The sequence below is a fragment of the Flavobacterium sp. genome (assembly GCF_029945805.1).
Taxonomy (GTDB): Bacteria; Bacteroidota; Bacteroidia; order Flavobacteriales; family Flavobacteriaceae; genus Flavobacterium.
Window position 1 is genome coordinate 83,450 of record NZ_JAQSDH010000035.1, and the last position, 25,637, is coordinate 109,086.

A 25,637-nucleotide genomic window follows, 5' to 3' on the forward strand; every position below is an offset into this window, starting at 1 on the left:
ATACGCACTTTAATTTATATATTTGAAGTGATAAATCCTCACATTAACATATCATGTCGTTATTTTCCGATAATATAAAGATTCTTAGAAACAAGAAAAGTGTCACTCAGCAAGTAGTTGCGGAAGGTTGTAGGGTGCCGAGAGACCGTTACGTAAAATATGAAGGCGGCATTAATCTTCCGCCACCGGATTTTTTGTTGGCGGTATCGCGGTATTTTCACATCAGTATCGATATCTTATTGTCGGTGGATTTAAGAAAAATTCCGGTGGATGATTTACTCCAATTAGGAGACAATAGAATTTTATTACCTATAGTAGTAGATCAAAACGGTAATAATTTTATAGAAATAATTCCGCATAAAGCGCGAGCAGGATATTTGACGGGTTATTCAGATCCGGAGTTTATAGAAAATCTTCAACAAGTTGCCTTGCCTTTTTTAGGTGCTGGAAAAATGAGAGCTTTCCCAATAGGAGGAGACTCTATGCCGCCCCATACCGATAAAAGTTTTGTGGTTGGACGCTATGTTGAAAATCTTGGAGAAATTAAGAAAGATAAAACTTATATCATAATTACCCTTAGTGAAGGCATCACATACAAAAGATTGAACAGCAAAAATGTGGATTCTATAACGGTCGAACCCGATAATATTATTTACAGTCCGTATGATATTAGGCTATCCGATATATTGGAAATTTGGGAATATGTGGCGCACATTGGACAAGACGACACTAAAATATCAGCAGAAAATGCGTCAATGGATACTTTGATTTTGGAAATGAGTAGAGACATTAAGCAGTTGAAAAACCGACTTGTCTAGCCTATAATGGAAGTTCTATTTACTCTTGACGATTGTCATTAAAAAACTAATGGCAATCAATATAATTCCGATAATAGCCATGGCAAAAAACACTCCTATACCGGGTCCGCAGTTTACTATTTCAGTCATTACATTTATATTTTATAATTACCTCAAAATTAGATAGAAACAGCGCTTCGGAATTTATACGATTTGATATATAAATTCAATAATTTCCACTAGACCAATATGCATTTAGTATAGCCGTTCTCTCTAAAAAAAAGGCATTCAGTAAATAAATTATATTCAATGACTTGAGCTTTTTATGTTAAGAATGTAGTATATGATAATTATCATTTTTCTTTTTTGGATAGAGCTTTACTTTTGGGACATAATTATATCTCATGAAAACCTCATTAGTTCAGAAATACAATGTTCCCGGTCCGCGCTATACCAGTTATCCGACGGTACCGTATTGGAATGAAGCTGATTTTACTTACGAGGGTTGGATAACAACACTTAAAAAATCGTTCGCCGAGAGTAATGATTCAGAAGGAATTAGCCTTTATATTCATTTACCTTTTTGTGAAAGTTTGTGTACGTTTTGTGGTTGCCATAAAAGAATTACCAAGAATCATGGCTTGGAAGACCCTTATATTACTGGTGTGCTGAAAGAATGGAGTTTGTACTGTAAATTATTGGGTGAAAAACCTAGAATAAAGGAAATTCATCTTGGTGGCGGAACCCCAACATTTTTCTCGGTAAACAATTTGGAAGATTTGATTAATGGAATTTTTTCGTATGCTCAAAAGGCGGAAAATTGCGAAATGAGTTTTGAAGGTCATCCCAATAATACAACCCGCGAGCATTTGCAAAAACTGTATGATTTAGGATTTAGAAGAGTCAGTTTTGGTGTTCAGGATTATTCTGAGAAAGTACAGAAAGCCATTCATAGAGAACAGCCTTTTCACAATGTGGCAAAAGTTACGTTTTGGGCACGTGAAATTGGCTATACTTCTATTGGACACGATATTATCTTCGGACTTCCTTTTCAAACACGAGAAGATGTAATCGATACTATTGAGAAGACGAAATCACTGCATCCGGACCGACTCGCTTTTTACAGCTATGCTCATGTGCCTTGGATTAAAGGAAACGGACAACGCGGATTTAAAGATGAAGATATCCCGAAAGATGATGAGAAACGAATGTTGTATGAAGTAGGGAAAAATTTATTGGAGAAAAATGGGTATCACGAAATAGGAATGGATCATTTTGCTCTTGATACGGATGCTATGTATGAGGCGTTCCAAAATAAAAAACTGCACCGTAATTTTATGGGCTACAGTGCTTCCAAAACGCAATTGATGATTGGACTTGGCGTTTCTTCCATCAGCGATAGTTGGTATAGTTTTGCACAAAATGTCAAAAATCTTGAAGATTATTATCAAATATTGGAATGGGATAAATTACCCGTTGTTAAAGGACATTTGCTAACTGATGAAGATTTGATTATCCGCAAACATATCTTGAATTTAATTTGTGGATTTGAAACTTCTTGGGAAAAGAAAGTGAATTACTTTACTGAAATTCCCGAAATTTTGAAGCAGTTGAAAGAAATGGTGAATGATAAATTAGTGGTAATCAAAAATGACTCCATCACTATAACCGAAGAAGGGAAAGCTTTCGTACGGAATATTTGCATGGCTTTTGATTTGCGAATGCGAAGAAAAGCGCCTGAAAATCAATTATTTTCGTCAACGATATAAAACAAAAATAAACGCCATCCTTTTAGAGATGGCGTTTGCTTTAATTACTATTTAAAAGTGCGAAAATTTCATCTTTGATATGTAGCAATTTTGTCTTCAGAGCATGGGCATATTCATCAGTAACCGTTTCGCTATCAGTATTGATTCTATGAATTTCATGTTCGAGTTCATGGTATTCATCAAATAGTTTTCTGAAGTGGTTATTGCTGATTTTCAGTTCGTGAATCTTCTCTTGAAAATCGGGGAATTCGTGCAGTAAATCGTGTCTTTCCATGGTATAAATTTTTAGTTATTAATTATGACAATTAGGCGTAGCCTGAACAAAAAGCGCAAGTGATGAAGGCGATATATAGGGGATACCTAAACCTAATCCTCTCAGAATAAATAAGGTTCCAATGAGTACAACCATATACGGAATTGCCTTTTGTACTTTGTTTCGGATGGGTAGTGTCATAAGCTCTTTAAAATAGATAAGGATGCTCATTAGCGGCACAGTTCCGAGTCCGAATAAAACCATATAAAGCATTCCAAGCGTTACATCTTGCATGGCAATAGCACCGAATAATGCGGCGTATACTAATCCGCAAGGCAGAAAACCATTTAATACTCCAATGGTGAATAATGATTTATAACTTTTAGTTCTAAACTGTTTTCCCAAAGCGGTTTTAACTGAGGAAATAATTCTGAAAATGGGTTTAGAAAAATTGTATTGGGCAAAAATACGTTCTGGAATCAGGATAATTGCAATCATTACTACTCCGGCAAAAATGGACAACTGCTGCTGTATTCCAGCGAGAAAAAATCCTTTACCAATAAAACCAAAAAGTAAACCGATGCTCGCGTAAGCACTGATTCTACCGAGGTGATAGGTCAAAAGTTGCGTCACTTTCTTAGCCGGATTGTTACGATCAACAGGCAACATAATGGCTATTGGACCACACATTCCTACGCAGTGAAGACTGCTTATTAAACCTAATAAAAGTGCAGAATAAATCATTTCTAATTGATATAAACTATTTTTTTGCTAATATAATCAATGTTGTTATAATTCCATGACATGGTAATGTCCCAACGACCGCCTGCGAAATCACGTTTAGGTATGAGCAGTGAAGTTTGATTCAACTGGAGCGGTATTTCAAAGTCCAGTTTTTTAGCAGACGGTCTGTAGAAGGACACTTTTCCTTTTATTTGTTGTGGAATGAAGCGTTCAGGGAAAACAATTTTAATGCCTTCTGTATCTACTTCTATTGTGGGTTTTTCAGGTAAATTAGCTGCGTTTTGTATTTTCTGCATTTCGTCACCAAACTTAGCATCGTGCTTGTAGTATTCCTCTACAACCAATTCGTTATCGTATTTAGAATTGCTCTGTACCCTAAATACAAAAAACAATATGAAGCTGATGAATAATGCGAAAGCTATTACTATTCCCGTTCCCCAATTTATTTTCATTAGTACTAATTTTTTAAGTTAATCGAAATTTCTCGGTCCGAGAAAATTGGTGTCTGTGGTTCCTAATAATTTGGTACCCTTATAAACGCCTATTTTCAGTTTAGTTTTATCGCTTTCGAGCAAATACTGACTGATTTCAATGAAAAGTGTTCCTTGAGCGATTTTTTGTTTAGGAACATTAAAATTTGCGTTTCCTACTTTAGTTATAGTGCCTTTATGTGAAACAATTTCAAAATGAATATCTTTAAAATCTTCTGATGTTTTATTGATAATTTTATAGGTATAGACATTACTAATGTTTTCACCTTTATGTTGAAAAAGCTGTCCAGGTAATCTTAAAACAGAGACTTCAACATCATTTCTTAATAAAAGCAATCCCATTAAAACGCCAATCAGAATAATAAGAACAGCGCTATATCCCTTCATTCTTGCTGTAAAACGGAACGGTGCTTTCTTTTCAATTTCATCTTCCGAAGCGTAGCGAATAAGCCCTTTTGGCAAGTTAACGCTTTCCATTATCGAGTCACATTCGTCTATACAAGCCGTACAATTTATACATTCTAATTGTGTTCCGTTTCGGATATCAATTCCTGTTGGACAAACATGCACACATTGTTTACAATCGATACAATCTCCTTTTCCGGATGCCGCTCGATCTTCTTGTTTATTGAACTTGGCACGTCCGACTTCTTTTTCGCCACGAACAAAATCATAGGCCACGTTAATCGATTTATTATCTAAAAGAACGCCTTGCAATCTTCCGTAAGGACACGCAATAATACATACTTGCTCTCTGAACCAGACAAAAATAAAATAGAAAACTCCGGTAAAAATGAGCAGTGCAATAAAATTACTGGATTGTGCAATTGGACCTTCTTCAATCATTAAATACAGTGCATCACTACCAATTACATACGCCAGAAATATATTGGCAATTAGAAAGGAAATAATAAAAAAGATCGTCCATTTTAAAACTCGCTTTCGTATTTTCTCGGCATCCCATTTTTGTTTTTGCAGACGTATTTGTCCGCCACGGTCGCCATCAATCCAGTATTCAATTCTTCTGAAAACCATTTCTAGAAATATAGTCTGTGGACAAATCCATCCACAAAATATCCGTCCAAAAACGACAGTAAACAAAATTACAAATACCACTCCGATTATCATCGAAAGCACAAAAAGATAGAAATCCTGAGGCCAAAATGGAAAACTAAAGATATTGAAGCGACGTTCTAGCACATTGAACATCATGAACTGGTTGCCGTTTATTTTTATAAATGGATTGGCAATTAAAACCAGTAGTAAAAAATAGCTGACCCATTTGCGGTATTCGTAAAACTTTCCTTTAGGCTTTTTAGGGAAAACAAACTTGCGTTTACCTTCTTCATCTATAGTCCCAATGGAGTCTCTAAAAGCTTCGTCTTCAATTAAATCAGACATAATTTTTTTATTTGACTTTAGTACTGTCTATTTTTGTAACAGCAGCTGTTGCATTTTCATCGATCCATATTTCACCATCTGCCGCTTTTGGGTCTTTTGGATTACTTCCTTTTAAAGAAAGAACATAACTTGCTACGAGTTGCATTTCTTTAGGTTTTAAGGTTCCTTTCCAGGATACCATTCCTTTTCCGTCACGTCCGCCGTTCACTAAAGTATGGAAAACATTTTTTATTCCGCCACCTAAAATCCAGTGGTCGTCCGTTAGGTTAGGGCCAATTTGACCACCACCATCCGCACGGTGACAAGCTGCGCAATTGGTTTCAAAAATAGTTTTACCTTTTGCAAGTTCAGCGGGCTCTGTTAAGAGTGTAACTGTTTTCTCATCCATTAAATCGGGAGCCGTTTTTTTGTATTCGGCAATATCAATTTCAGCTTGTGCCATTTCTTTCTTGAATTCCGTTTCCTGATTATCGCCATCCAAAATTTCAAATCGGACAAGGTATACAACAGCAAATACGATACATCCGTAGAAAAGATAGACCCACCAAGGTGGAAGATTATTGTCTAATTCTTTGATGCCATCATAATCGTGATCAAGTAAAAGTGTACCTTCATTTTCAAGTGGTTTTGATTTGGTCAATTTCTTCACCAAATTTTTATACCATTCTTTTTCTGTAAAGCTAATAGACGAAGCTTCTTCCTGCTGTTTTTTTTGTTCATCAGTCATCATGTGATACATGACATTGTCCACTGCTGCCATGGTAATTTCTATTGCAATTAATAAAAAAAGAAAGGCAAGAAGAAATATACCTACCATTGGATATTTTATGAAAGCAGGTTGATCGCCTGAATCAATAAAGAATTCCATAGCTCCAAAAATGATAAAGAAAATAAGTGGAAGCCTAACGTATACTGGGATTAATTTTTTCATGGTAAAGAATTTAAACTTTATTATTATCGTCTTGAAGAGGCATGTTGCTCAATTCAGTAATTTTTTCTTTCGTATAGGAGAATACCCAGAAACCGAGTCCAACAAAGAATAGAAAGAATATCAACAACGAAATTATTGGGTAGATTTGTACACCCGAAATCGTTTCCATATTGTGTTTAATTTGCTCAAACATCGTTTTATTTTTTAGAATTATCTTTTACTTTAATATCAGCTCCCAATCTTTGGATATACGCAATTAGGGATACAATTTCTCTTTCATTCATTGGAACAAATTGTTCTCCTTTCGCTATCGCTTTCTTTTTACTGTTTTCGTAACTTTTTACAAAATCAGGATCAGAATGTAAGCTAAGTTCAATGGCAAGTGCTTGTTTACGCAGCGTTTCTTTTCCGTTGGCAATTTCAGCATCCGTGTAAGGAACGCCTAAGGTCTGCATCACTTTCATTTTCGTTTCCAGATCAGATATGTCCATCGCTTTGTTGTCAAATAGCCATTTATAACCTGGCATTATTGAACCAGCAGAAATACTTTGTGGATCCCAAAAGTGATTGAAATGCCAGTTGTCATTGTATTTTTGCCCAACGCGTAACAAATCAGGACCGGTTCGTTTTGAACCCCATAAGAACGGGTGATCGTAAACAAATTCTCCAGCTTTTGATTGTGGACCGTAGCGTTCAACTTCACTTCGGAAAGGGCGAACCATTTGCGAGTGGCATCCGACACAACCTTCACGGATGTATAAATCTCGTCCTTCCAATTCTAATGGCGTATATGGTTTTACCGCTGCAATAGTTGGAATGTTGGATTTTACCATAATGGTTGGTACAATCTGAATTACACCTCCAATTAAAATCGCAACTGTTGCCAAAATGGTAAGTTGTATCGGTTTTCTTTCTAACCATGGGTGGAATTTTTCACCTTTGATTCTTCCTTTGCTGATTTGTTGTAATTCTGGTGCTTCCGCTAATTCATCTTCAACTGGCGCATTGGCTCTGACCGTTTGAATGATATTATATACTAGAATAAACATTCCAATGATATACATAGTTCCACCAATCATACGCATCCAATACATTGGCATAATTTGCTGAACGGTTTCTAGGAAGTTACCATACGTTAAAGTTCCGTCTGGATTAAATTGTTTCCACATAGAAGCTTGTAAGAAGCCTGCAACGTACATCGGTAGCGTATACATGATGATTCCCAAAGTACCAATCCAGAAATGGAGATTTGCTAATTTTATAGAGTATAATTTTCCTTTGGTCATTCTAGGAACTAACCAGTAAATCATACCAAATGCTAAGAATCCATTCCAACCTAAAGCACCAACGTGAACGTGGGCAATAATCCAGTCCGTAAAGTGGGCTATAGCATTTACATTTTTTAGGGATAACATCGGACCTTCAAAAGTAGCCATACCGTAAGCGGTAATTGCTACAACATAGAATTTAAGAACCGGGTCAACTCGTACTTTATCCCAAACCCCTCTTAAAGTTAATAATCCGTTGATCATTCCACCCCAAGACGGAGCGATAAGCATAATGGAGAATACAACACCTAAATTTTGTGCCCATGTTGGTAAAGCAGAATACAATAAATGGTGTGGTCCAGCCCAGATGTAGATGAAAATTAGAGACCAAAAGTGAACAATAGATAATCGATAGGAATATACTGGTCGATTAGCCGCTTTTGGAACATAATAATACATCAATCCTAAGAACGGCGTTGTTAAGAAAAATGCAACTGCATTATGTCCGTACCACCATTGTACCAAGGCATCTTGAACTCCGGCATACACCGAATAACTTTTGAATGCAGAAACTGGAATTTCAATACTATTGAAGATATGCAATACTGCTACAGTAACAAAAGTGGCTAGATAAAACCATATTGCCACATATAAATGACGTTCTCTACGACGTAAAATGGTTCCAATCATGTTGATTCCGAATACGACCCAAATTAGTGCTATGGCAATATCTATTGGCCATTCTAGTTCGGCGTATTCTTTAGAAGAAGAATGACCCAAAGGCAATGTAACTGCTGCGGCAACAATGATTAATTGCCAGCCCCAAAAGTGTAGACCGCTTAAAAAATCACTGAACATTCTGGCTTTAAGCAAACGCTGTAAAGAATAGTAAATTCCGGCAAACATCGCATTTCCCACAAATGCAAAAATCACAGCATTGGTGTGCAGCGGACGAAGCCTTCCGAAACTCAACCACGAAATACCGTCGGTGATGTTTGGGAATAAAAACATGATTGCCAGCAATAAGCCGACTGTCATCCCCACAACTCCAAAGACAATGGTTGCGTAAATGAATTTCTTTACAATTTTGTTGTCATAATAAAACTGTTGCATTTCCATTTTTAAATTATTTTGGTTTTTATTTTAGTTTCGATAGTCTCTGGTGTTTTTTTATCTGCTCCATTTTTTTTAGAATCTTTGACCAATTCGTCATCAAAAAGCATTCTGACGGATGGTGTATAATCGTCGTCATACTGACCACTTTTAACCGCTTTGATAAAAGCTGAAAAGAAGACAATCGCAACAATGATGCTGATGGAGATTAATAAATAAATGACACTCATACCTCTATTTTGTGTACGCAAAGTTAATTTCAACGTTTTGTTTAAAATATGATATATATCATACTTGCTCTTTTTTATCGTCTAGTTTAAGTTTTCTAGCGAATAAATTGCTCATAATCGTGACAAAACTTATAATGGTTATCGTACTTAACGGCATTATAATAGCAGCGACCAACGGCAACAAATTTCCGGTTACGGCAAAAGATAATCCGACGACATTGTAGAGTAAGGATAATACAAAACTCAATTTGATAGTCAGCATTGCTTTTTTTGACATTTTTAAAAAACGACTGATTTTGTAAAATTCGCCAGCATCCAGAATCGCATCGCAAGCAGGGGAAAAAACATTTACATTCTCAGAAACGGATATCCCAACATTACTTTGTGCCAAAGCTCCTGCATCATTGAGTCCGTCACCAACCATCATCACATTTTTGCCTTGAAGTTGTAATTGTTTTATGAAGTCTAATTTCTGTTCCGGTTTTTGATTGAATACCAATTCGGTTCCTTTAGGCAATAATGCTTCTAATATTGCACTTTCGCCTTCGTTATCGCCTGATAAAACTTTGATTTCGTAGTCTTTACTTAACTCAGAAAACAGTTCGGAAAGGCCTTCACGGTATTCATTATTAAAGATAAATTTACCGATATAGCTTTCGTCGATTTCGATATGAACGGAAGTCTGCAAAGCAGTATCCTCTTTGTCGTTTTGTACAAAAGCTGACGATCCAATTTTGATTCGGTGTCCTTTAATTTTAGCAACAATACCCTTATTTGGAATTTCTTCAAACGAATCGGTTTCTATTCGCTGATTTTCTTCTAACGTATCGTAAAGTATTCTGCTCAATGGATGATTGGAAGCGCGCAAAGTATTTTTGATCCAAAGTTTCTGATCGGAATCCATGGCTTTCCCTTCATAAGATATCTTCGCCTTTTTACTGGTTGTAATAGTTCCAGTTTTGTCAAAAACAATTGTATTTACTTTGGCTAATTGTTCGATAACGATAGCATTTTTGAGATAGAATTTCTTCTTGCCCAAAATCCGCAAAACATTCCCCAAAGTGAAAGGCGCAGTCAACGCCAAGGCGCACGGACAAGCAACAATTAAAACTGCGGTGAATACGTTAAAAGCAATAGTGGTACTTATAAAAATCCAATACCCAAATCCCAGAAAGGAAATTAGTAAAAGGGCAGGAGTGAAGTAGTGACTGATCGTATTGGTAATGGTTTTATGCTTTTGGTCTACTTTTTTCTGAAAAACAGCATTGCTCCACAATTGCGTTAAATAACTTTGGGAAACCGAATTCAAGACTTCCATCTCAATTACACTTCCCGATTGTCGTCCGCCTGCAAATAATTTATCCCCTGATTTTTTCGTTACCGGAATCGATTCGCCCGTTACAAAACTATAATCAATCGAACCGTTTTCAGAAATTAGAATTCCGTCTGTAGGAATAAGTTCTTGATTGCGTATTAATAACCGGTCGCCTTTGTTGATTTCATGTATCGGAACAGCATCTTCCCCACCATCATTTGTAAGTCGGGTAACCGCAACGGGGAAATAGGATTTATAATCGCGTTCAAAACTCAGGAAACTGTAGGTTTTGATTTGGAACATTTTACCAAGAAGCATAAAAAATATCAATCCGGTAAGGCTGTCAAAAAAACCTTGTCCGTGACCGGATACAATATCAAACGTACTTCTAACAAACATGACTACGATTCCCAACGCAATAGGAATCTCAATATTCATCGTTTTCGACTTAATACTTTTATAGGCAATCACATAATAATCGGTGGCCGAATAAAAAAAACTGGGTAGCGATAAGGCAAAAATCAACCATCTGAAAAAGTTTTTATAATGGTCAAGCCAAAACTCATTCACATCAAAATATTCTGGAAAAGAAAGTAACATGATGTTTCCGAAACAAAAGAATGCAACGCCTAATTTATAGGTCAGACTTCGATCCGTAGTGATTTTTTTAGTTTCATAATTGTCGAGACTGATGTACGGTTCGTAACCAATAGACTGCAGTAAAGTGACAATTGCTTTCAATGAAATCGCTTCCGAATTGTAAGTAATCCGAACTTTCTTTTCATGGAAATTAACCTGTGAAGCGGTAATGTTTTTTTGGAGACGATGCAAGTTTTCCAATATCCAAATACACGAACTGCAATGGATATGGGGGATCTGAAGGGAAACTATTTGCGTTGTTCCTTCCTTAAAATCCAATAATTTTTCCACGATTTTTTCATTGTCAAGAAAACCATATTTTTGGTTTCCTTCCAATGGTCTTGCTCCCGGTGATTTCTCAAAATCATAATACGACATCATATTATTAGTGCTGAAAATCTCGTAAACCGTTTTACAACCGTTACAACAAAAAAGCTTTTCATCAAAAATAATCTCGTCTTGTTTTACAACATCCAAACCACAGTGGAAACATTTTTCAGTATCCATAATCTGCTCATTTACCTGCAGCAAAGGTTCAAAACTTTTACCCATTAAAAAATGATAAATGTCATATAAACGGTTAACTTTGTCTTAATTAATAATCTTTCAATATGAGTAAATGCGAACAATGTATTGTCAGGGAATTCAGTTCCCTTAAGGCACTCAATAAAGAAGAGTTGGTAAAAATGGCCAATTGTAAGGTTTCTAAAATTGTTAAAAAAGGAGAACTTATTTTTGAGGAAGGTGAAAAAGTAAATGGAGTTTTTTGTGTAAAGGAAGGGGTTTGTAAAATGACCAAACTTAGCGCCAACGGGAAAGATCAAATTGTGAAACTGGCTAAAAGAGGCGATTTGTTAGGTCAGCGCTCGATGATTAGTGATGAAGTTGCAAATCTTAGCGCTGTTGCCCTTGAAGACATGCATATTTGCTTTATCCCAAAAGCGGAAATTCTTAGTTTTTTTGATCAAAACAATGCTTTTTCAATGAATGTTATGAAAACCATTTGCGGCGACTTAAAGGAAGCGGATGAATTTATGGTTAGCATGGCTCAGAAAACGGTTAAAGAAAGGTTGGCCTACGCATTAGTATATTTGGCAGAAAATTTTGGAATTAATGAAGATAAAAGTTTGAAATTGCAATTATCACGTGAAGAAATTGCTAGTATGATTGGTACAGCGACAGAAAGTTGCATTCGGTTGTTATCCGAATTTAATAAGCTTGGTATCATAACCATCCTCGGAAAGAAAATTATCATTCCAGAATTAAATGAGTTGAAGAAACTGAAATAGTTTATTGTTGATGTATTTTTTTTGTTACTTCCGATTTACTTTCTCACACTTTTTTCAAATAGAAATCTACAGTATAATTAGCACCTTGAAAATTTTATCAGTACAAAATGTAATCCACGCTATGCATGTTCACACATCAGGGGAATAAAAGAACTTCAAGCCATAATTTACAGATTGCTTCTTTACTATCATTTGTAGCAGGAATTGTGAATGTTGCTGGTTTTTTAGCCATACAAAGACTTACCACAAACGTAACGGGTCACTTTGCTTTTTTTGTAGATGAAGTGTTTAAACTTAATTTTTGGGAGGCTTTTGTCTATTTTCTGTATATCTTTTTCTTCTTTCTCGGGTCCTTTTCTTCGAGTTTATTAGTAGAATACATCACGCGAAAAAATAGTAATTATACGTATAGTGTGCCAACCGCCATAGAAGCTTTTATTTTATTAAGTATCGCCATTTTTGGAAAACAATTGATTACAGATAACCCTAATATAATTGCTTTTGTACTTCTTTATGCTATGGGCCTTCAGAATTCTCTAGTAACCCGGATTTCAAATGCTGTTGTTCGAACGACACATCTTACAGGTTTATTTACCGACCTCGGAATTGAACTTTCACAATTGTTTTTTTATCACGAAATTTCGTCTAGAGCGAAACTTTTTATTTCTATCAAATTAAGGCTGACCATTATTAGCTTCTTCTTTTTAGGCGGCATAGTTGGAGGTGTTTTTTATATGGAAATGGGACTTCACGTATTGTTATTTGCCGTACTGACCTTATTTGGGGGACTAATTTTCGATAGCATGAAGTTAAGAGTATTGCGGTTAAAAAGAAAGTTTAGACATTGAGTAGTACTAAATAATGTAACATTTAGGTCTTTCAGAAAGCATCATAAATTACATATCCGTTCCATAAGGTTTCAAGCCATCAATCAACTACCTATTTTTTTAACACAGTACAGCTACACATTTAACATTAGGTTGCTTTCGCATGGCCTATATTTACAATCCCAAACTGTAATAAAATAACCTATGGCTGTAGCTGCTGTTTTTGAGTATTGTCAAAGTATTAATTCTTCTTTATTGCTAGAATATTATTTTAATGGAGAACTACTAGATGATCCTGCATTATTTTGTGATCTGAATCCAGGACTTTTTAAACAGGCATTTCCCTCACATGAAGCAACACTAGATATGATTAACAAAAACCTACTCTATAGTACTACCCACAAACTTGTTATTTCGGAGTACGGATTTAACTTGGTGTTCTTATAGTTAGGTAGGATTTTTTGAAGACTAAAGGGTCAATTACGCTGATTTGATAATGGTTTTCTTTATGAGGTCATAATGACTATCTTGTAATTAAGCTTATTTGTTTTGCCCGCGAAGTGCAGCCATCAAAATTACTATTGGCACTGATTATACCCCTGCGAAGCGAACTAAAAAAATAAATCGGTGGCATTGGGTTAGTTACTTTGAATTTAATACTCTTTCGCTAAATCTCACAATACTAGGGTTCTTTCAGAAAATCAACTAGTGCTTGGTATTTAATCTTGTTTTTATTTTAACTAATTCGTACCAAATAACAGAGGCAAATCCGATTACAATTGCAGTACCTAACTCCGAAAATTTTAGAGTTTCAAATTCAAAGAATCTTGTCAATGGTGGCACAAACAGCAATAATCCTGTGATTGAAATAGTGAGGGCAATAATGAATATCACCATATTATTTTTATACTTCAATGTGGTAAAAATGGAATAATAAAAGGAACGATTCACGAGTGTTAGAAAGATATTGGCCGTTATTAAAACCGTGAAAACCATCGTTCTGGTATGTGCCTCATCAAATGCGTAGTAAACGCAATATTGATAAGCAAATAAAGTTCCAGCTGTAATGGCTAGTCCTTGAATTATACTTGTGGTGAGTTCTTTCCAATTGAAAAAAGTAGTGGTGAAAGGCCTTGGTTTTTGCAGCATGGTATTTTTTTCCATCGGTTCATTTTCAAAAATGATGGAGCAGGTTGGTCCCATAATCAATTCTAGAAAAATAATGTGTACGGGTGAAAATATGTTGGGATAAATCCAACCCAAAGCCAACGGAATAAAAACGGTAAGTATAATTGGAATGTGAATGGATATGATGTATTGAATTGCTTTTTTAAGATTAGTATATATTCTTCTTCCCATCGCCACAGCATCCACCATTTTTGATAAATCATCTTCTAGTAAAATCAGTGAGGCTGCTTGTTTCGCTATTTCTGTTCCCTTGATTCCCATTGCGATACCAATATGAGCAGCTTTTAATGCTGGACCATCATTTACACCATCACCTGTCATCGCTACAATTTGTCTGTTTGCTTTTAAGGCTGTAATAATTCTCAGCTTTGCCTCTGGGAACATTCTGGTGAAAATATTGGTTCGCGTTACGTTCTCCTGCAACTCAGCATCGGATAAGAGCATCAAATCATCTCCGGTCAAACTATGCTCAATCCCTCTAAAACCTACTTGCTTCGCTATAGCGGTGGTAGTTTCAGCATTATCACCCGTAATTATTTTAACCGCTATGCCTGCGTTATAAAAGTGGTTTAAAACCGTTTCGATATTCTTTTTTGGAGGGTCGTAAAAAGCAACAATTCCCTTAAACTTGAATTGAAACTCTTGTTGTGTTTCTGGAAAAGTCGTTCCTGAAAAATCACTTTCAGCAACACCAAGAACCCGGTATCCTTCACTAGTTATCGTTTTTATTGCAGCTTCAATTTGGAGGATTTCGTCTTTTGATAAATTGGAAATTTTCATTAATGCTTCTGGCGCCCCTTTTGCGGCAATAATTCGGTTCCCTGATGTATTGGAAAAAACATGCGTCATCATGGGTGGTTTCCCGCCTAATGGATATTCGTGAATTAACTTAAAATCAGGCCGGTCATCTTTAGTATGTAAGTCGCTATATGCATTATGTAATGCTAGTTCCATTGGGTCAAACGGAATTGGTTCACTGGCCCACATGGCACTTTTTATCAACGATTTCTCGGCATCAGTAGCTTGTTCAGGAGTAGTTATTTTTTGTGAATTCAATAAAAATAGCTTTGCCAAACTCATTTTATTTTCGGTGATTGTTCCTGTCTTATCGGTACAAATTACCGTTGCAGAACCTAGGGTTTCTACTGTTTTCATTTGTTTCACTATAATTCCCATTTTCATTAACCTCCAAGCGCCAATTGCCATAAAGGTGGCAAATGCCATCGGAATTTCTTCGGGTAAAATACTCATCGCTAAGGTCAGCGCCTTGAGTAAACTGTCTAATATGTTGAACGACTTGAAATAATTGATAGCCCATACTATAACAAAAACCAAGGCGCCAGCTATAACTAGTTTTTTTACGAAATTCTGTATTTGAAGCTCTAGCGGAGTTTTCTCCTCTTTAATACTTTCGAGGCTTTTGCCAATCTTACCCAATTTAGTTTCATTCCCAATGTGTGTAATGGTAACAATAGCTAAGCCGCTCGCTACGGTAGTTCCTTTGAAAATTAAATTGTCCTCTTTTGATTTATCTTTAAAAATAGCGAAGGATTCTCCGGTGAGTATGGATTTGTTTACCGAAAAATCATTAGAATGAACAATAACACCATCCGCAGTAATGGAAGTCCCTTCTTCGACAATCAAACTATCTCCAACAACTAAGTCGTCACTTTTTATTTCTTGAGTTGTACCATTTCGAATTACTTTACAATTGGGTTGCGTAAGATTTTTTAATTTTTGCAACGCATTTCGACTCCTTGAATCCTGAAACAATGAAATGGAAGAGACGATTAATATTGAAGAAGAAAGAAATAGAGCATCACCCATTTTCCCACTCAGGAAATAAATTACCGCTGCAATTAACAATAAAATAATCATGGGTTCTTTTGCCAGACTTTTTATCGCATCAAGAATGGTATTTTCTTTTTTGTAATGTAAGGTGTTTTGTCCAAATTTTTTCCTTGCAATAACCACTTGTTCGTCGGTTAAACCTTTTATGTCGAAATTGTTGGGAGCCATTTTTTATAGTATTCGATTGTTGTCTAGTTATCTTTTTTCGGAATTCAACTACTTTTAAAAGCTTTAAATTAATTAAAATTAGATAAACAGTTTTTGAAATAATGAAGCGAAATGAAGTTGTCATAAAATTAATGGTTTAAAATTAGATTTTACTTTTCTTTTTTAAATTTTTAAAAATAGAGTTGTACTAGTTATTTTAATAAGTGAATTACCCCAAAAAGCAGAAAACCATTAAACCGAAATTTGAAATACCCTTTTGATGTATTCCGAAATGGAAATTCGGGATACTAAAATGGTATCCTGCATAATTTTTGAGTCCTTGTTTTATACTGCAGCCTACTTTCAACATCGGATAAATCCGAATTAGTTTTGCCCAGCTTTTCATTTAGCTTAAATTTGTGCAACGAACTAAGTATAAAAGTGTACTAAAGTGTACCATAATGGTTTGAATCAGAACTCTTACCAATTAGAAATCACTGCTTTTTATGCTGAATGTAGTTCTTATAATTCCATTTTCTTTATAAAGAAAAGCAGTAGCATGATAAATAAAGAGCAGTGAAAAAGGATGAAAATGAAGCAACAAACTGGACGATATGTTTAGAATGTAAAGGTCGGGGCAAAAAAAGTAGAGCCGTCAGTAAGAAGGTAAAATTGCGCTATAAAACGGCACTAGATCAATTTGAAAAAACAAACAATCAAGGTACGGCTCCAGTGCCTCCTAAAGGACATTTATTTAGCTGCTTAAACTGTTTGGGGTCGGGTTTAATACCTTCCATTAACCCTCCTGTTGCTGATAAAGAAAACTACCCACACCTTGCCATAATTGGTGCAGGTATTGGAGGTGTGGCTCTTGCTGTAGCTTGTTTGCACCGCGGCATTCCTTTTACACTTTATGAACGCGATAACGACTACGAGGCGCGCTCTCAAGGCTACGGACTCACGTTGCAACAAGCAAGTAAAGTCATTGAAGGATTTGGTATTTCTTCCTTAAAAGCTGGAGTTATTTCTACAAAACATATAGTTCATACTACTGAAGGAAAAGTACTTGGTGAATGGGGAATCAGAAAATGGGTATCTTCAGTGGCAACAGCATCTCAAAAACGTTCTAATATACATATCTCACGGCAATCTTTGCGTTTAGCACTATTAGAGCAACTCGGAGGGCATAATTCTGTTCAGTGGGGACACCAATTAGTAGACTTTAACGACACTGAGGACGAAAGTGTAGCAGTAAGCTTTCAAGTTAACGGAAAAATAAAACAGGCTAAAGCAGACCTTGTTGTGGGGGCAGATGGCATTCGTAGTTCAGTGCGAAGATTGCTAATTGGTGAAGAGATTACCCCTTTACGGTATTTAGGTTGCATTGTACTATTGGGCATTTGTCCTTTAAGTGCGCTGGAAGATCTAGTAAGTCCTTTATTGGATTCCGCCACTGTATTTCAAAGTGCAAATGGGAAGGAGCGAATTTATATAATGCCTTACGATTTAGAATCCGTAATGTGGCAATTGAGTTTCCCTATGTTAGAAGAAGAGGCAATGGCACTAAGCGCAAAAGGGTCTCATGCCCTGAAAGAAGAAGCGTGCCGAAGAACACACTGGCACAAACCAATTCCTCAAATTCTAGCGTCCACTTTGGAAGCGCAAATATCGGGTTACCCTGTATATGATCGAGCCGTACTCCAATCCGAACTATTAGACAAGGGGAAGCGAGTGACGCTAATCGGAGATGCTGCCCATCCCATGAGTCCATTTAAAGGACAAGGAGCAAATCAAGCTTTGATTGATGCACTCGCGCTAGCACGTGGATTATTCAACGGATGTAACCCCGTATCCCAATGGAGAAAAGCGGGTTTGCAAGAACGTGTTTTAAAGCCATTTGAGTCAGAGATGTTACATCGAAGTGCTATCAAAGTAACGGATTCCGCTACTGCCGCCGAGTTCTTACATTCCGATAGGATACTCTATGAGGGTAATGAACCAAGAGGACGAGCTTTAAAAAAGAGAAATCTATAAATTTAGAGACTCGTAGCCATACAAAATTGGACTAAAAAAAATAAATCCATTGATTTTAGCAAAATAATCAATACTAGATTAAACGATTAATGATGCTCTACTTATTTTAGTACGACGCATTTCGTAGTATTGTTTCCAACGTTTCTCGGATGCTACAGCTGCTCCAATATTCGGAACCAATTAGTTGCTGTTAAAGATAAAACTTCTTGCGAAAGGAACACGTCCGGAGTGCACAAAATTCGCAATAGCGCAAAACGTGTGCTGGTGGCAGTTTTTATTTTTCGGCTATTCTTTTAATTGCATTTTCTGTTGAAGCGTCATTACTAAAATACTTGCTAATGATTACGTCTGTTTTTTTATCATTTTTCAAAGTGTTTTTTAGAGTTGATACCAAAAAATCATAGTTAGTAAATTCTGTTTTTGTTTCTAAAATATTTTTTAACCATTCCCACATTTTCTTTTTACCAATTTCTTTTTCGATTGCTATAAATAGTATTGGAGCGTAATCATAAACATAAGTTTGTCTGTCGCTAATATCTGTAATTGATTTTACCATTGAAAATGATTTTGGCTTAAAATCTTTTAAGTTTTCAACCTTTTTTGCTAGTACTTCATCATAGTTTTTTTCAGTTTGATTTTCTTCAGTTAATTTCAGTGCCATATATTCTGTAAAACCTTCAGACATCATATCGCCTAATTCAGAATTAAAAACCTTGATTGTTCCAAAGTAATAATCACCTAATTCGTGTGCAATTAGAGGTTTGTAAAATTTTTGAGATTTTTCCTCAAATATTCCAGCTAATCCATATTTTCCCCAACCAATACCCATAATCGTTGGATAAGAAACAAAAAGCCATCCATTTTTCTTTGAAGTAGGAGTGGTGTTTATGAAAGTTGGTGTTTGATTAAATTTGATGTTTAATTTTTGTTCGTAGTATTTTTTATAACTCGAAACTAGATTTGAAAATTGTTTGATTTTTTCTTCTGGAAATTTCGGATTTAAAAGAGTAATATTTCCGTCATCAATGACATCGTAATTTCCGCAAAATAAAGCTATTTCTTGTGGTTCGTTACTTATTAGATGTGCTGAATTTGAGCTTATTGGTTTATTACCATTAGCATAAATTGTATTACAATCTTTGCAAATTATTTCGATGTCATAAACTACTCTATCATAAGCAATATCTTTTTTCACGTCATAAATAATAGGATACCAAGCACTTTGACTTCCATCACTTCTAACAGACATTCCGTTAAACGCAATATTTCCTTTCCAATCTTGTCTTGAAAAATTTTCTATTGTATCATTTGCGACTGGAAACTTAGCAACATATCTAAATTGCAATTCTTCAGGTAAAAATTTACCTTTTCTATTATTATCAGGAAAATAATATGCTGATGATTCACCTGTAGAAGTTGAATCTTTGTCCGATTTGTCATAAACAATTACAAAATCTTTTGGTTTTTTACTTCTGATATGCAATAAATTCATTCCAGAATTTAAACGAATTACGTAATCTTGAATTCTTGGAATATTACTTAGTGTTAAGTCACAATCAAATGTTCCTTCTTTGATAGAAATTTTGACTTTACCTTTTAAATGTGGTGCATTTTCTTGAGAAAATATATTTAAAGAAATTGTCAATAATATGAAACACGTTACTATTCTAACATTCATTTTTTATTTTTTTAAGTTCAATATTCCAGTTTCAGCGGCAAAATTGCCACCAACGTTCTGGCGCTTCGTCTCGGTTGCAAAATTCAGAAGGAATTATTTTCTGTTAAAGATAAAAATTCTTGCGAAACGTAAACGTGAACTTATAACAAAATTCGCAATTAGCTTCCCTCTGTTCGGCTTTCAGCCGCGGGTGCGAGAAACGGCTTTTGGTGGTAGAGCTGGAAAAAACGGTCAAATTGACCACCTAATTCCGGAGCAAATTGGCCACCAGTTTCGGTTCAAACTGACCACCACCTTCCGGAGCAAACTGACCACCGGATTCCGATTGAAATTGACCACCTAAAAAGCGACTACTTTTTTCATGTTGTTAGACCATAAATTCGTTTAAAAAAAACGGATTATGGCAAACAAATTAACAGACATGAGTAAAATTAGAAAAGCAATTAAATTTCACTGTAAAGGCAAGAGTAAGCTGTTCATTAGCGATTATCTGTCTCTTTCCAGAAATACCGTAAAGAAATATATTTCCTTGTACCAAACTTTTGGTTTAAGCCTTGAGGATATTGAACAAAAAACTGATGCTGAATTAGAGAATCTGTTTTCACAGCCTACCGTAGAGTCTACAAATCCAAAATTGGAAAAACTCCATGCTTACTTTCCTCAAATGGAGAGAGAACTCAAAAAAGTTGGAGTGACCGTTCAGCATCTTTGGGAACAATACATTGTGGCAAACCCAGACGGAATAAAGAGTTCCCAATTTAGAGTTCACTTTAAAAAATGGAGCAATCGTGTGAATCCAGTGATGCACATGAACCACAAATCAGGAGATAAAATGTATGTGGATTATGCTGGAAAAACACTCTCTATAGTAGATGCAGCTACGGGAGAAATCAAAGAAGTACAGTTCTTTGTGGCTATTTTAGGAGCAAGCCAATACACTTTCGCAGAAGCTTCAATGAGCCAACAAAAAGAAGACTTTGTAGTATCTGTAGAAAATGCTATCTATTTTTTTGGAGGTACTCCAGCAGCAATTGTTCCAGACAATTTAAAATCTGCTGTTATAAAAAGTAGTCGTTTTGAACCTACAATCAATGAGACCTTAGCGGATTTTGCAGAGTATTATGAAACTACCATATTGCCTGCAAGAGCATACAAGCCAAGAGACAAATCATTAGTAGAAGGAGCTGTAAAGATATTGTACAGAAGGATTTATGTGCATTTAAAAGAACAGAAATTCTTTAGTATTGAAGAACTCAACCAGCAGATATGGGACCTGCTTGACCTACATAACAACAGAAAACTCACCGCTCGTCCATACTCGCGTTTTGAATTGTTTATGGAAGACGAGAAAGACAAGTTACGCCCATTACCACAAGAACGCTTCCAAATTAAATACCAATCCTTTGCCACAGTTATGCAAAATGGACACGTTTTATTGAGCCAAGACAAGAGTTATTACAGCGTTCCGTATCAGTATCTGCGAAAAAAAGTGAAACTGCTCTATACCCAATCTACTGTTGAAGTGTATTACAAATACAATCGAATTGCCACTCATCTCAGGAATTACAAGCCTTACGTTTATACAACTAGTCCAGAGCATATGGCAAGTACCCATCAGTTTGTATCAGATTGGAGTGCTTCCAGGTTTATTGATTGGGCAAATAGTATTGATAGTTGCGTAGGTGAATATATTATAAAAATCATTGATAGCAGAAACCATCCAGAACAAGCTTATAAAAGTTGTTTAGGAATACTGACTTATGAGAAAAAGGTTGGCAAACAACGATTAATTAACGCCTGCAAGAGAGCATTGGACTATAAAATTTACAGTTTTAAAGCCATACAAAACATTTTGGAAAACAACTTAGACAAGATAGAATATGGACAGGAATCAGAGCAAGAATTACCCATCCATGATAATATTCGTGGAAAAAATTACTTTAAATAAATTAAAATCAAATAACTATGAATGAATCAACAGTAACAAAAATGAAGCAAATGAAGCTCAATGGAATGTGTAATGCTTTTAAGACAGCCGTTGAAAGCGGTAAAACAGATCATTACACAATCGACCAATTTGTATCGATTATAATCGATGCAGAATGGGATGAACGGCATAACAGACGAATCGAAAGAAGTATTAAAAATGCCCGATTCCATTACAAATCAAATATTGAAACCCTCAATTTTGATGTCTCCAGAAATCTCGATAGAACTTTAATTCTACGATTGGCAGAATGTGAATTTGTAAAGAACAACCAAAATGTTTTAATCACAGGAAGCACCGGTGTTGGTAAGAGTTTTTTAGGTACAGCATTGGGTTATCAGGCCTGTATTGAGGGGTATAAAGTGAGTTATTTTAATACCTCAAAGCTGTTCGCCAAATTAAAAATAGCTAAAGCCGACGGTTCTTATTTGAGAGAACTCGCTAAATTGGAAAGACAGGATGTTATCATTTTGGATGATTTTGGACTCCAAGCATTAGACAGTCATAACCGAATTACGCTTCTGGAAATAATAGAAGATAGGCATAATAACGGCTCTATAATTGTCACATCACAAATCCCAGTTCAAGGATGGTATGACATCATTGGAGAAAAAGCTATTGCTGATGCTATTTTGGATAGACTCATACATCAATCTCATAGAATTGAGTTATTAGGTGAATCTATGAGAAAGAAAAGAAGCAATAACAACGTATAAATTTTTAACTATATTTGAGTAAATTATAACAGCAGAAAAAAGTAGTTTTTTAATGAAAATCGGGGTGGTCAATTTAAACTGGAATTGGGTGGTCACTTTCAATCGGAATTAGGTGCTCACTTTAAATCGGAATTGGGTGGTCAATATCATCGGAATTTGCACCCTATACGTGAATGATGCAATCTGCGTCAAATCGAAATTGAATATTGTTTTGAAACGGTGTGGGTGGAGATTTTTTTAAAAACCCGCAGGGCTTGAACTTGTTTTACTGAATACCTGCAACTTATATTTGCTTCTTTTTTTTTATTTTTTTTATTTTGATTTCAATTAAAAATCTTCATTATAAAATCTGGTGTTGTTTGATGGATAGGGTTTTGATTTGGAATGTGGTCGTCTTCGGAAAGGGTGTATAATTTTGAGTGACGGATGAAAAAACGAAAAAAAACAATAAAAATGCTTTTCATCCGGCACTGAAATTTTACACTCTTTCATCTACTATTTGATTTTTGAGGATGCTTAGTCGTCCAATGTATCCGCGAGTATCATTTTAATCGGAATGTTGTTGTGGAAATGGGGCGCCTCTTCAAAAAACAATGCATTAACATACCAAGTGCGATGGGGCAGTAGCGCAAGTAAGGGTATCATTTTTTTATTTGCTTCTTGGGATGTTTCTGATTGCTTTTATGGATAGCTGATGCCATTTCTAATATTCAATCAATTAACAACAGAAGCGCTATGGCATCGGCTATCGTGAAAGCAATAACTTCTTTGCGTGGTGGCAAATAAAAAATGATACTCTTACTGGGAATTTTGGTTTTGTGGGTTCTAAAAATGGCTTTAACCCTAGGCAAGCAACTGAAATTCTAAGCCATTTTTAGAACTTACAAAAGCAATGTCCTTCGGCAAGCTCAGGATAAATTCCATTACCGATTTAAACAGTTAGTTGCTAAAAACAGTGACCGTGAAAGTTTATGAATGTAATTACAACCGTAAATTTTCTTATGGAATAGTAAACGTTGTTAAAGACAGTGGCGAAGGACGGTGTTTTTTGTAGCTGGCAGGTGCGAAGGAAGCTGCAAAAAATGTTGTCCTGGAGCCACTGGCACGAGCGTTGGGTGCGCGGCTTTTTTACATAATGTTATTATAGTGCATCCGTATACTTGAATTGGAATATTGAGTTTCTTTATGCACTATAATGCAACATTATGTAAAGAAGCTTGGGAGAAAAAATTACTGGCACAAGTCACGAAGTGAACGTGTTATTGCACCAATAACTGTGACAGTAATTTTTTTAGGAGCGTTGGGCAGGAGTGGCAATTGAAAAATTAGAAATTAAACTAAAAAAATAACTTAAGAAATACTAACGTATTATAATTCTGATTCACAGTAGATTACATAATTCTCCCATTGACAATTAATCAGTACTTTGAATACTTATAGGTACAGAGTATAATACTCGAATTTTTTTACCATTCATTTCACCAGGACTCCATTTTGGAGAAATACTTAATACGCGTATAGCTTCCTTGCCAGTGCCATAACCAATATCTCTAAATACTTTGATATCTGAAAGTGACCCATCTTTTTCAATAATAAAAGTAACAAAAACTTTTCCTTTTAATCCTTCTTCTTTTGGAACTTTAAAATTTTGTCCAATAAATTTATAAAATTTTTCCATTCCCCCCGGAAATTCAGGCTTTACATCTATCCCTGCAGTATTATAAATATTACTGTCATTTTCAACTACTTCTATACCTGCTCCTTTTACTAAATCCTCGGTTTTTTGAACACGTGTGTAAATTAATTCAGGATCTTTTACAACTATGTTTATATCAAGAAAATTAAAGATTCTATTATATGTATCTAGGTTTTCATAAATTAAATTAAAAAAAAGTCCTATTGAATTTATACTACCGTCATTTATATTGAATAATGTGGCTAAATCTTTGGTTGCACCACTTTTCAAACTATAAGATGCTTTGATAAATTTCTTGGGGTTTAATCTAATCGAATCTAGGAGAAGTGTGTATTTAGATATTATTTTACCATCATCGATTTGACGATTTATTAATTTAGTCAAAATATTGTTAGAAAACTCTGCGATGAATTCCGAATTTCCATCTGTAACATTCCAATTTCCAGTAAATTTTCCGCTTTTATCAAATTGACCTTTTAATTTAGGAAATTCTATCTTTCCAGTAATGGTGTCATTTTCGTTAAAAACTAGAGTTGATAAATAGGTTTGATTATTATTATCGGATGCTTGAACAACTTTCCATGTACCAACTTTGGCATTTTTAGAATATGAACCATTAATTTTAATACTTTCTCCTCTTGAATTATAATAATATACCCATTCACCAACTTTTTGATTTTTATTATAATGCCCTAAGATTGTACTAAGTCCTAGTGAACTAGTGTACTTAAAATCGAAATCTCCGTTAAATATTCTTTCTAACTCATCATTTTCATAATATGTATATTTAGCATGACCATTTTTGTAATTGCCGTCATAAGTTTTCAACGTTTGGGAAAATATATTAATTGAATTTAATACAATTAATATTGCAATAGTTTTTTTCATAATATTGATATCTTTGATTCGACAATGTAATTATTTTAAATGAAAAATTATTATTATTTATTTTTACTTAGTTTGCTTTTTTCATTTTCCAGTAATGCCCAAAAGGTTTTTTCTGCTGACTATGAGAATCAAGCAGATGTAAAGGTTTATGTGGTTAAATATGAAAATCAAGCAGATCTTTTAGTTTATAAAGTTGAGTATGAAAATCAGGTAAGTGAAAATCAAGGTAAATGGTTTTTTACTAAATATGTCAATCAATCGAAAAAGAAAATATATTTTGTTAGTTATGAAAACCAAGCTGATTTGAAAATATATTTTGTAAAGTATGAAAATCAAGCTGGATGGAAAAATAAATCAAAAATGCAGTTGCTGTTTTGAATTTATA

The 25,637-nt window shown here is 35.1% G+C and carries 22 protein-coding genes; 9 read left to right on the forward strand and 13 right to left on the reverse strand.

Annotation, left to right across the window (positions count from 1 at the left end; all coding sequences use genetic code 11):
- Nucleotides 1–53: 53 nt before the first annotated feature.
- Together PSU83_RS08860 and hemN are read left to right on the forward strand one after the other, a co-directional pair.
- A complete protein-coding gene (locus PSU83_RS08860; RefSeq protein ID WP_300588988.1) occupies nucleotides 54–818 on the forward strand; it encodes an XRE family transcriptional regulator in 765 nt (254 codons plus the stop codon).
- 383 nt (nucleotides 819–1,201) lie between these two features.
- Nucleotides 1,202–2,566: an oxygen-independent coproporphyrinogen III oxidase gene (gene hemN / locus PSU83_RS08865; protein WP_300588990.1), complete on the forward strand. Its 1,365-nt coding sequence runs from the start codon at nucleotides 1,202–1,204 to the stop codon at nucleotides 2,564–2,566.
- Nucleotides 2,567–2,606: 40 nt separating this feature from the next.
- Here hemN and PSU83_RS08870 read toward each other — a convergent pair whose 3' ends face one another.
- From PSU83_RS08870 to PSU83_RS08910, 9 genes are read right to left on the reverse strand one after another with little or no spacing between them, the layout of a single operon-like run.
- Entirely contained in the window at nucleotides 2,607–2,840 is a 234-nt protein-coding gene (locus PSU83_RS08870; RefSeq protein WP_300588992.1) for a DUF465 domain-containing protein, read from the reverse strand.
- An 18-nt stretch (nucleotides 2,841–2,858) separates the two neighbouring features.
- Nucleotides 2,859–3,563, reverse strand: coding sequence for a sulfite exporter TauE/SafE family protein (locus PSU83_RS08875; protein ID WP_300588994.1), 705 nt, complete (start codon nucleotides 3,561–3,563; stop codon nucleotides 2,859–2,861).
- A 2-nt stretch (nucleotides 3,564–3,565) separates the two neighbouring features.
- Entirely contained in the window at nucleotides 3,566–4,015 is a 450-nt protein-coding gene (locus PSU83_RS08880) for a FixH family protein (RefSeq protein ID WP_300588996.1), read from the reverse strand.
- Nucleotides 4,016–4,033: 18 nt separating this feature from the next.
- Nucleotides 4,034–5,455: a cytochrome c oxidase accessory protein CcoG gene (gene ccoG, locus PSU83_RS08885; protein WP_300588998.1), complete on the reverse strand. Its 1,422-nt coding sequence runs from the start codon at nucleotides 5,453–5,455 to the stop codon at nucleotides 4,034–4,036.
- 7 nt (nucleotides 5,456–5,462) lie between these two features.
- Complete coding sequence (locus tag PSU83_RS08890; RefSeq protein ID WP_300589000.1) at nucleotides 5,463–6,386, reverse strand: cbb3-type cytochrome c oxidase N-terminal domain-containing protein; 924 nt, start codon at nucleotides 6,384–6,386, stop codon at nucleotides 5,463–5,465.
- A 10-nt stretch (nucleotides 6,387–6,396) separates the two neighbouring features.
- Nucleotides 6,397–6,579 carry a CcoQ/FixQ family Cbb3-type cytochrome c oxidase assembly chaperone gene (locus PSU83_RS08895; RefSeq protein ID WP_300589003.1) on the reverse strand — a complete coding sequence of 61 codons (183 nt, stop codon included), beginning with the start codon at nucleotides 6,577–6,579 and terminating at the stop codon, nucleotides 6,397–6,399.
- A gap of 4 nt (nucleotides 6,580–6,583) precedes the next feature.
- Entirely contained in the window at nucleotides 6,584–8,773 is a 2,190-nt protein-coding gene (gene ccoN / locus PSU83_RS08900) for a cytochrome-c oxidase, cbb3-type subunit I (RefSeq protein WP_300589005.1), read from the reverse strand.
- A 2-nt stretch (nucleotides 8,774–8,775) separates the two neighbouring features.
- Complete coding sequence (gene ccoS / locus PSU83_RS08905) at nucleotides 8,776–8,997, reverse strand: cbb3-type cytochrome oxidase assembly protein CcoS (RefSeq protein WP_300589007.1); 222 nt, start codon at nucleotides 8,995–8,997, stop codon at nucleotides 8,776–8,778.
- Between the two features lie 58 nt (nucleotides 8,998–9,055).
- Nucleotides 9,056–11,458, reverse strand: coding sequence for a heavy metal translocating P-type ATPase metal-binding domain-containing protein (locus tag PSU83_RS08910; protein WP_300589009.1), 2,403 nt, complete (start codon nucleotides 11,456–11,458; stop codon nucleotides 9,056–9,058).
- Between the two features lie 104 nt (nucleotides 11,459–11,562).
- Between PSU83_RS08910 and PSU83_RS08915 the strand changes: the two genes are divergently transcribed.
- Both PSU83_RS08915 and PSU83_RS08920 read left to right on the forward strand, forming a co-directional pair.
- A complete protein-coding gene (locus PSU83_RS08915; RefSeq protein WP_300589010.1) occupies nucleotides 11,563–12,240 on the forward strand; it encodes a Crp/Fnr family transcriptional regulator in 678 nt (225 codons plus the stop codon).
- Nucleotides 12,241–12,365: 125 nt separating this feature from the next.
- A complete protein-coding gene (locus PSU83_RS08920) occupies nucleotides 12,366–13,088 on the forward strand; it encodes a YoaK family protein (protein ID WP_300589012.1) in 723 nt (240 codons plus the stop codon).
- A 684-nt stretch (nucleotides 13,089–13,772) separates the two neighbouring features.
- Here the strand turns inward: PSU83_RS08920 and PSU83_RS08925 are convergent.
- On the reverse strand, nucleotides 13,773–16,274 hold the full coding sequence (locus tag PSU83_RS08925; RefSeq protein ID WP_300589014.1) for a cation-translocating P-type ATPase: 2,502 nt from the start codon (nucleotides 16,272–16,274) through the stop codon (nucleotides 13,773–13,775).
- Nucleotides 16,275–16,829: 555 nt separating this feature from the next.
- Here PSU83_RS08925 and PSU83_RS08930 point away from each other — a divergent pair.
- Complete coding sequence (locus PSU83_RS08930) at nucleotides 16,830–18,287, forward strand: NAD(P)/FAD-dependent oxidoreductase (protein WP_300589016.1); 1,458 nt, start codon at nucleotides 16,830–16,832, stop codon at nucleotides 18,285–18,287.
- A 274-nt stretch (nucleotides 18,288–18,561) separates the two neighbouring features.
- On the opposite strand, the gene PSU83_RS08935 is transcribed toward PSU83_RS08930, so the two are convergent.
- Nucleotides 18,562–19,965, reverse strand: a complete 1,404-nt coding sequence (locus PSU83_RS08935; RefSeq protein ID WP_300589018.1) for a hypothetical protein — start codon at nucleotides 19,963–19,965, stop codon at nucleotides 18,562–18,564.
- On the opposite strand from PSU83_RS08935, the gene PSU83_RS08940 reads away from it, so the two are divergent.
- The 3 genes from PSU83_RS08940 to istB are packed head-to-tail and all read left to right on the forward strand — an operon-like array spanning nucleotide 19,937 to nucleotide 22,668.
- Nucleotides 19,937–20,308, forward strand: coding sequence for a hypothetical protein (locus PSU83_RS08940; protein WP_300589020.1), 372 nt, complete (start codon nucleotides 19,937–19,939; stop codon nucleotides 20,306–20,308). The two genes, PSU83_RS08935 and PSU83_RS08940, sit on opposite strands and share 29 nt — an antisense overlap.
- 57 nt (nucleotides 20,309–20,365) lie before the next feature.
- Nucleotides 20,366–21,913 carry an IS21 family transposase gene (gene istA, locus PSU83_RS08945; RefSeq protein ID WP_300589022.1) on the forward strand — a complete coding sequence of 516 codons (1,548 nt, stop codon included), beginning with the start codon at nucleotides 20,366–20,368 and terminating at the stop codon, nucleotides 21,911–21,913.
- Nucleotides 21,914–21,930: 17 nt separating this feature from the next.
- The gene (gene istB / locus PSU83_RS08950; RefSeq protein WP_300589024.1) at nucleotides 21,931–22,668 is read left to right on the forward strand and encodes an IS21-like element helper ATPase IstB; all 738 of its coding nucleotides are present in this window, start codon (nucleotides 21,931–21,933) and stop codon (nucleotides 22,666–22,668) included.
- Between the two features lie 516 nt (nucleotides 22,669–23,184).
- On the opposite strand, the gene PSU83_RS08955 is transcribed toward istB, so the two are convergent.
- Nucleotides 23,185–23,313 (reverse strand): hypothetical protein, encoded by a 129-nt coding sequence (locus PSU83_RS08955; RefSeq protein ID WP_300589026.1) that lies wholly within the window; start codon nucleotides 23,311–23,313, stop codon nucleotides 23,185–23,187.
- A gap of 769 nt (nucleotides 23,314–24,082) precedes the next feature.
- Nucleotides 24,083–25,252, reverse strand: coding sequence for an energy transducer TonB (locus PSU83_RS08960; protein ID WP_300589028.1), 1,170 nt, complete (start codon nucleotides 25,250–25,252; stop codon nucleotides 24,083–24,085).
- A 39-nt stretch (nucleotides 25,253–25,291) separates the two neighbouring features.
- Between PSU83_RS08960 and PSU83_RS08965 the strand changes: the two genes are divergently transcribed.
- On the forward strand, nucleotides 25,292–25,630 hold the full coding sequence (locus PSU83_RS08965; protein WP_300589031.1) for a DUF6150 family protein: 339 nt from the start codon (nucleotides 25,292–25,294) through the stop codon (nucleotides 25,628–25,630).
- Nucleotides 25,631–25,637 lie beyond the last annotated feature (7 nt).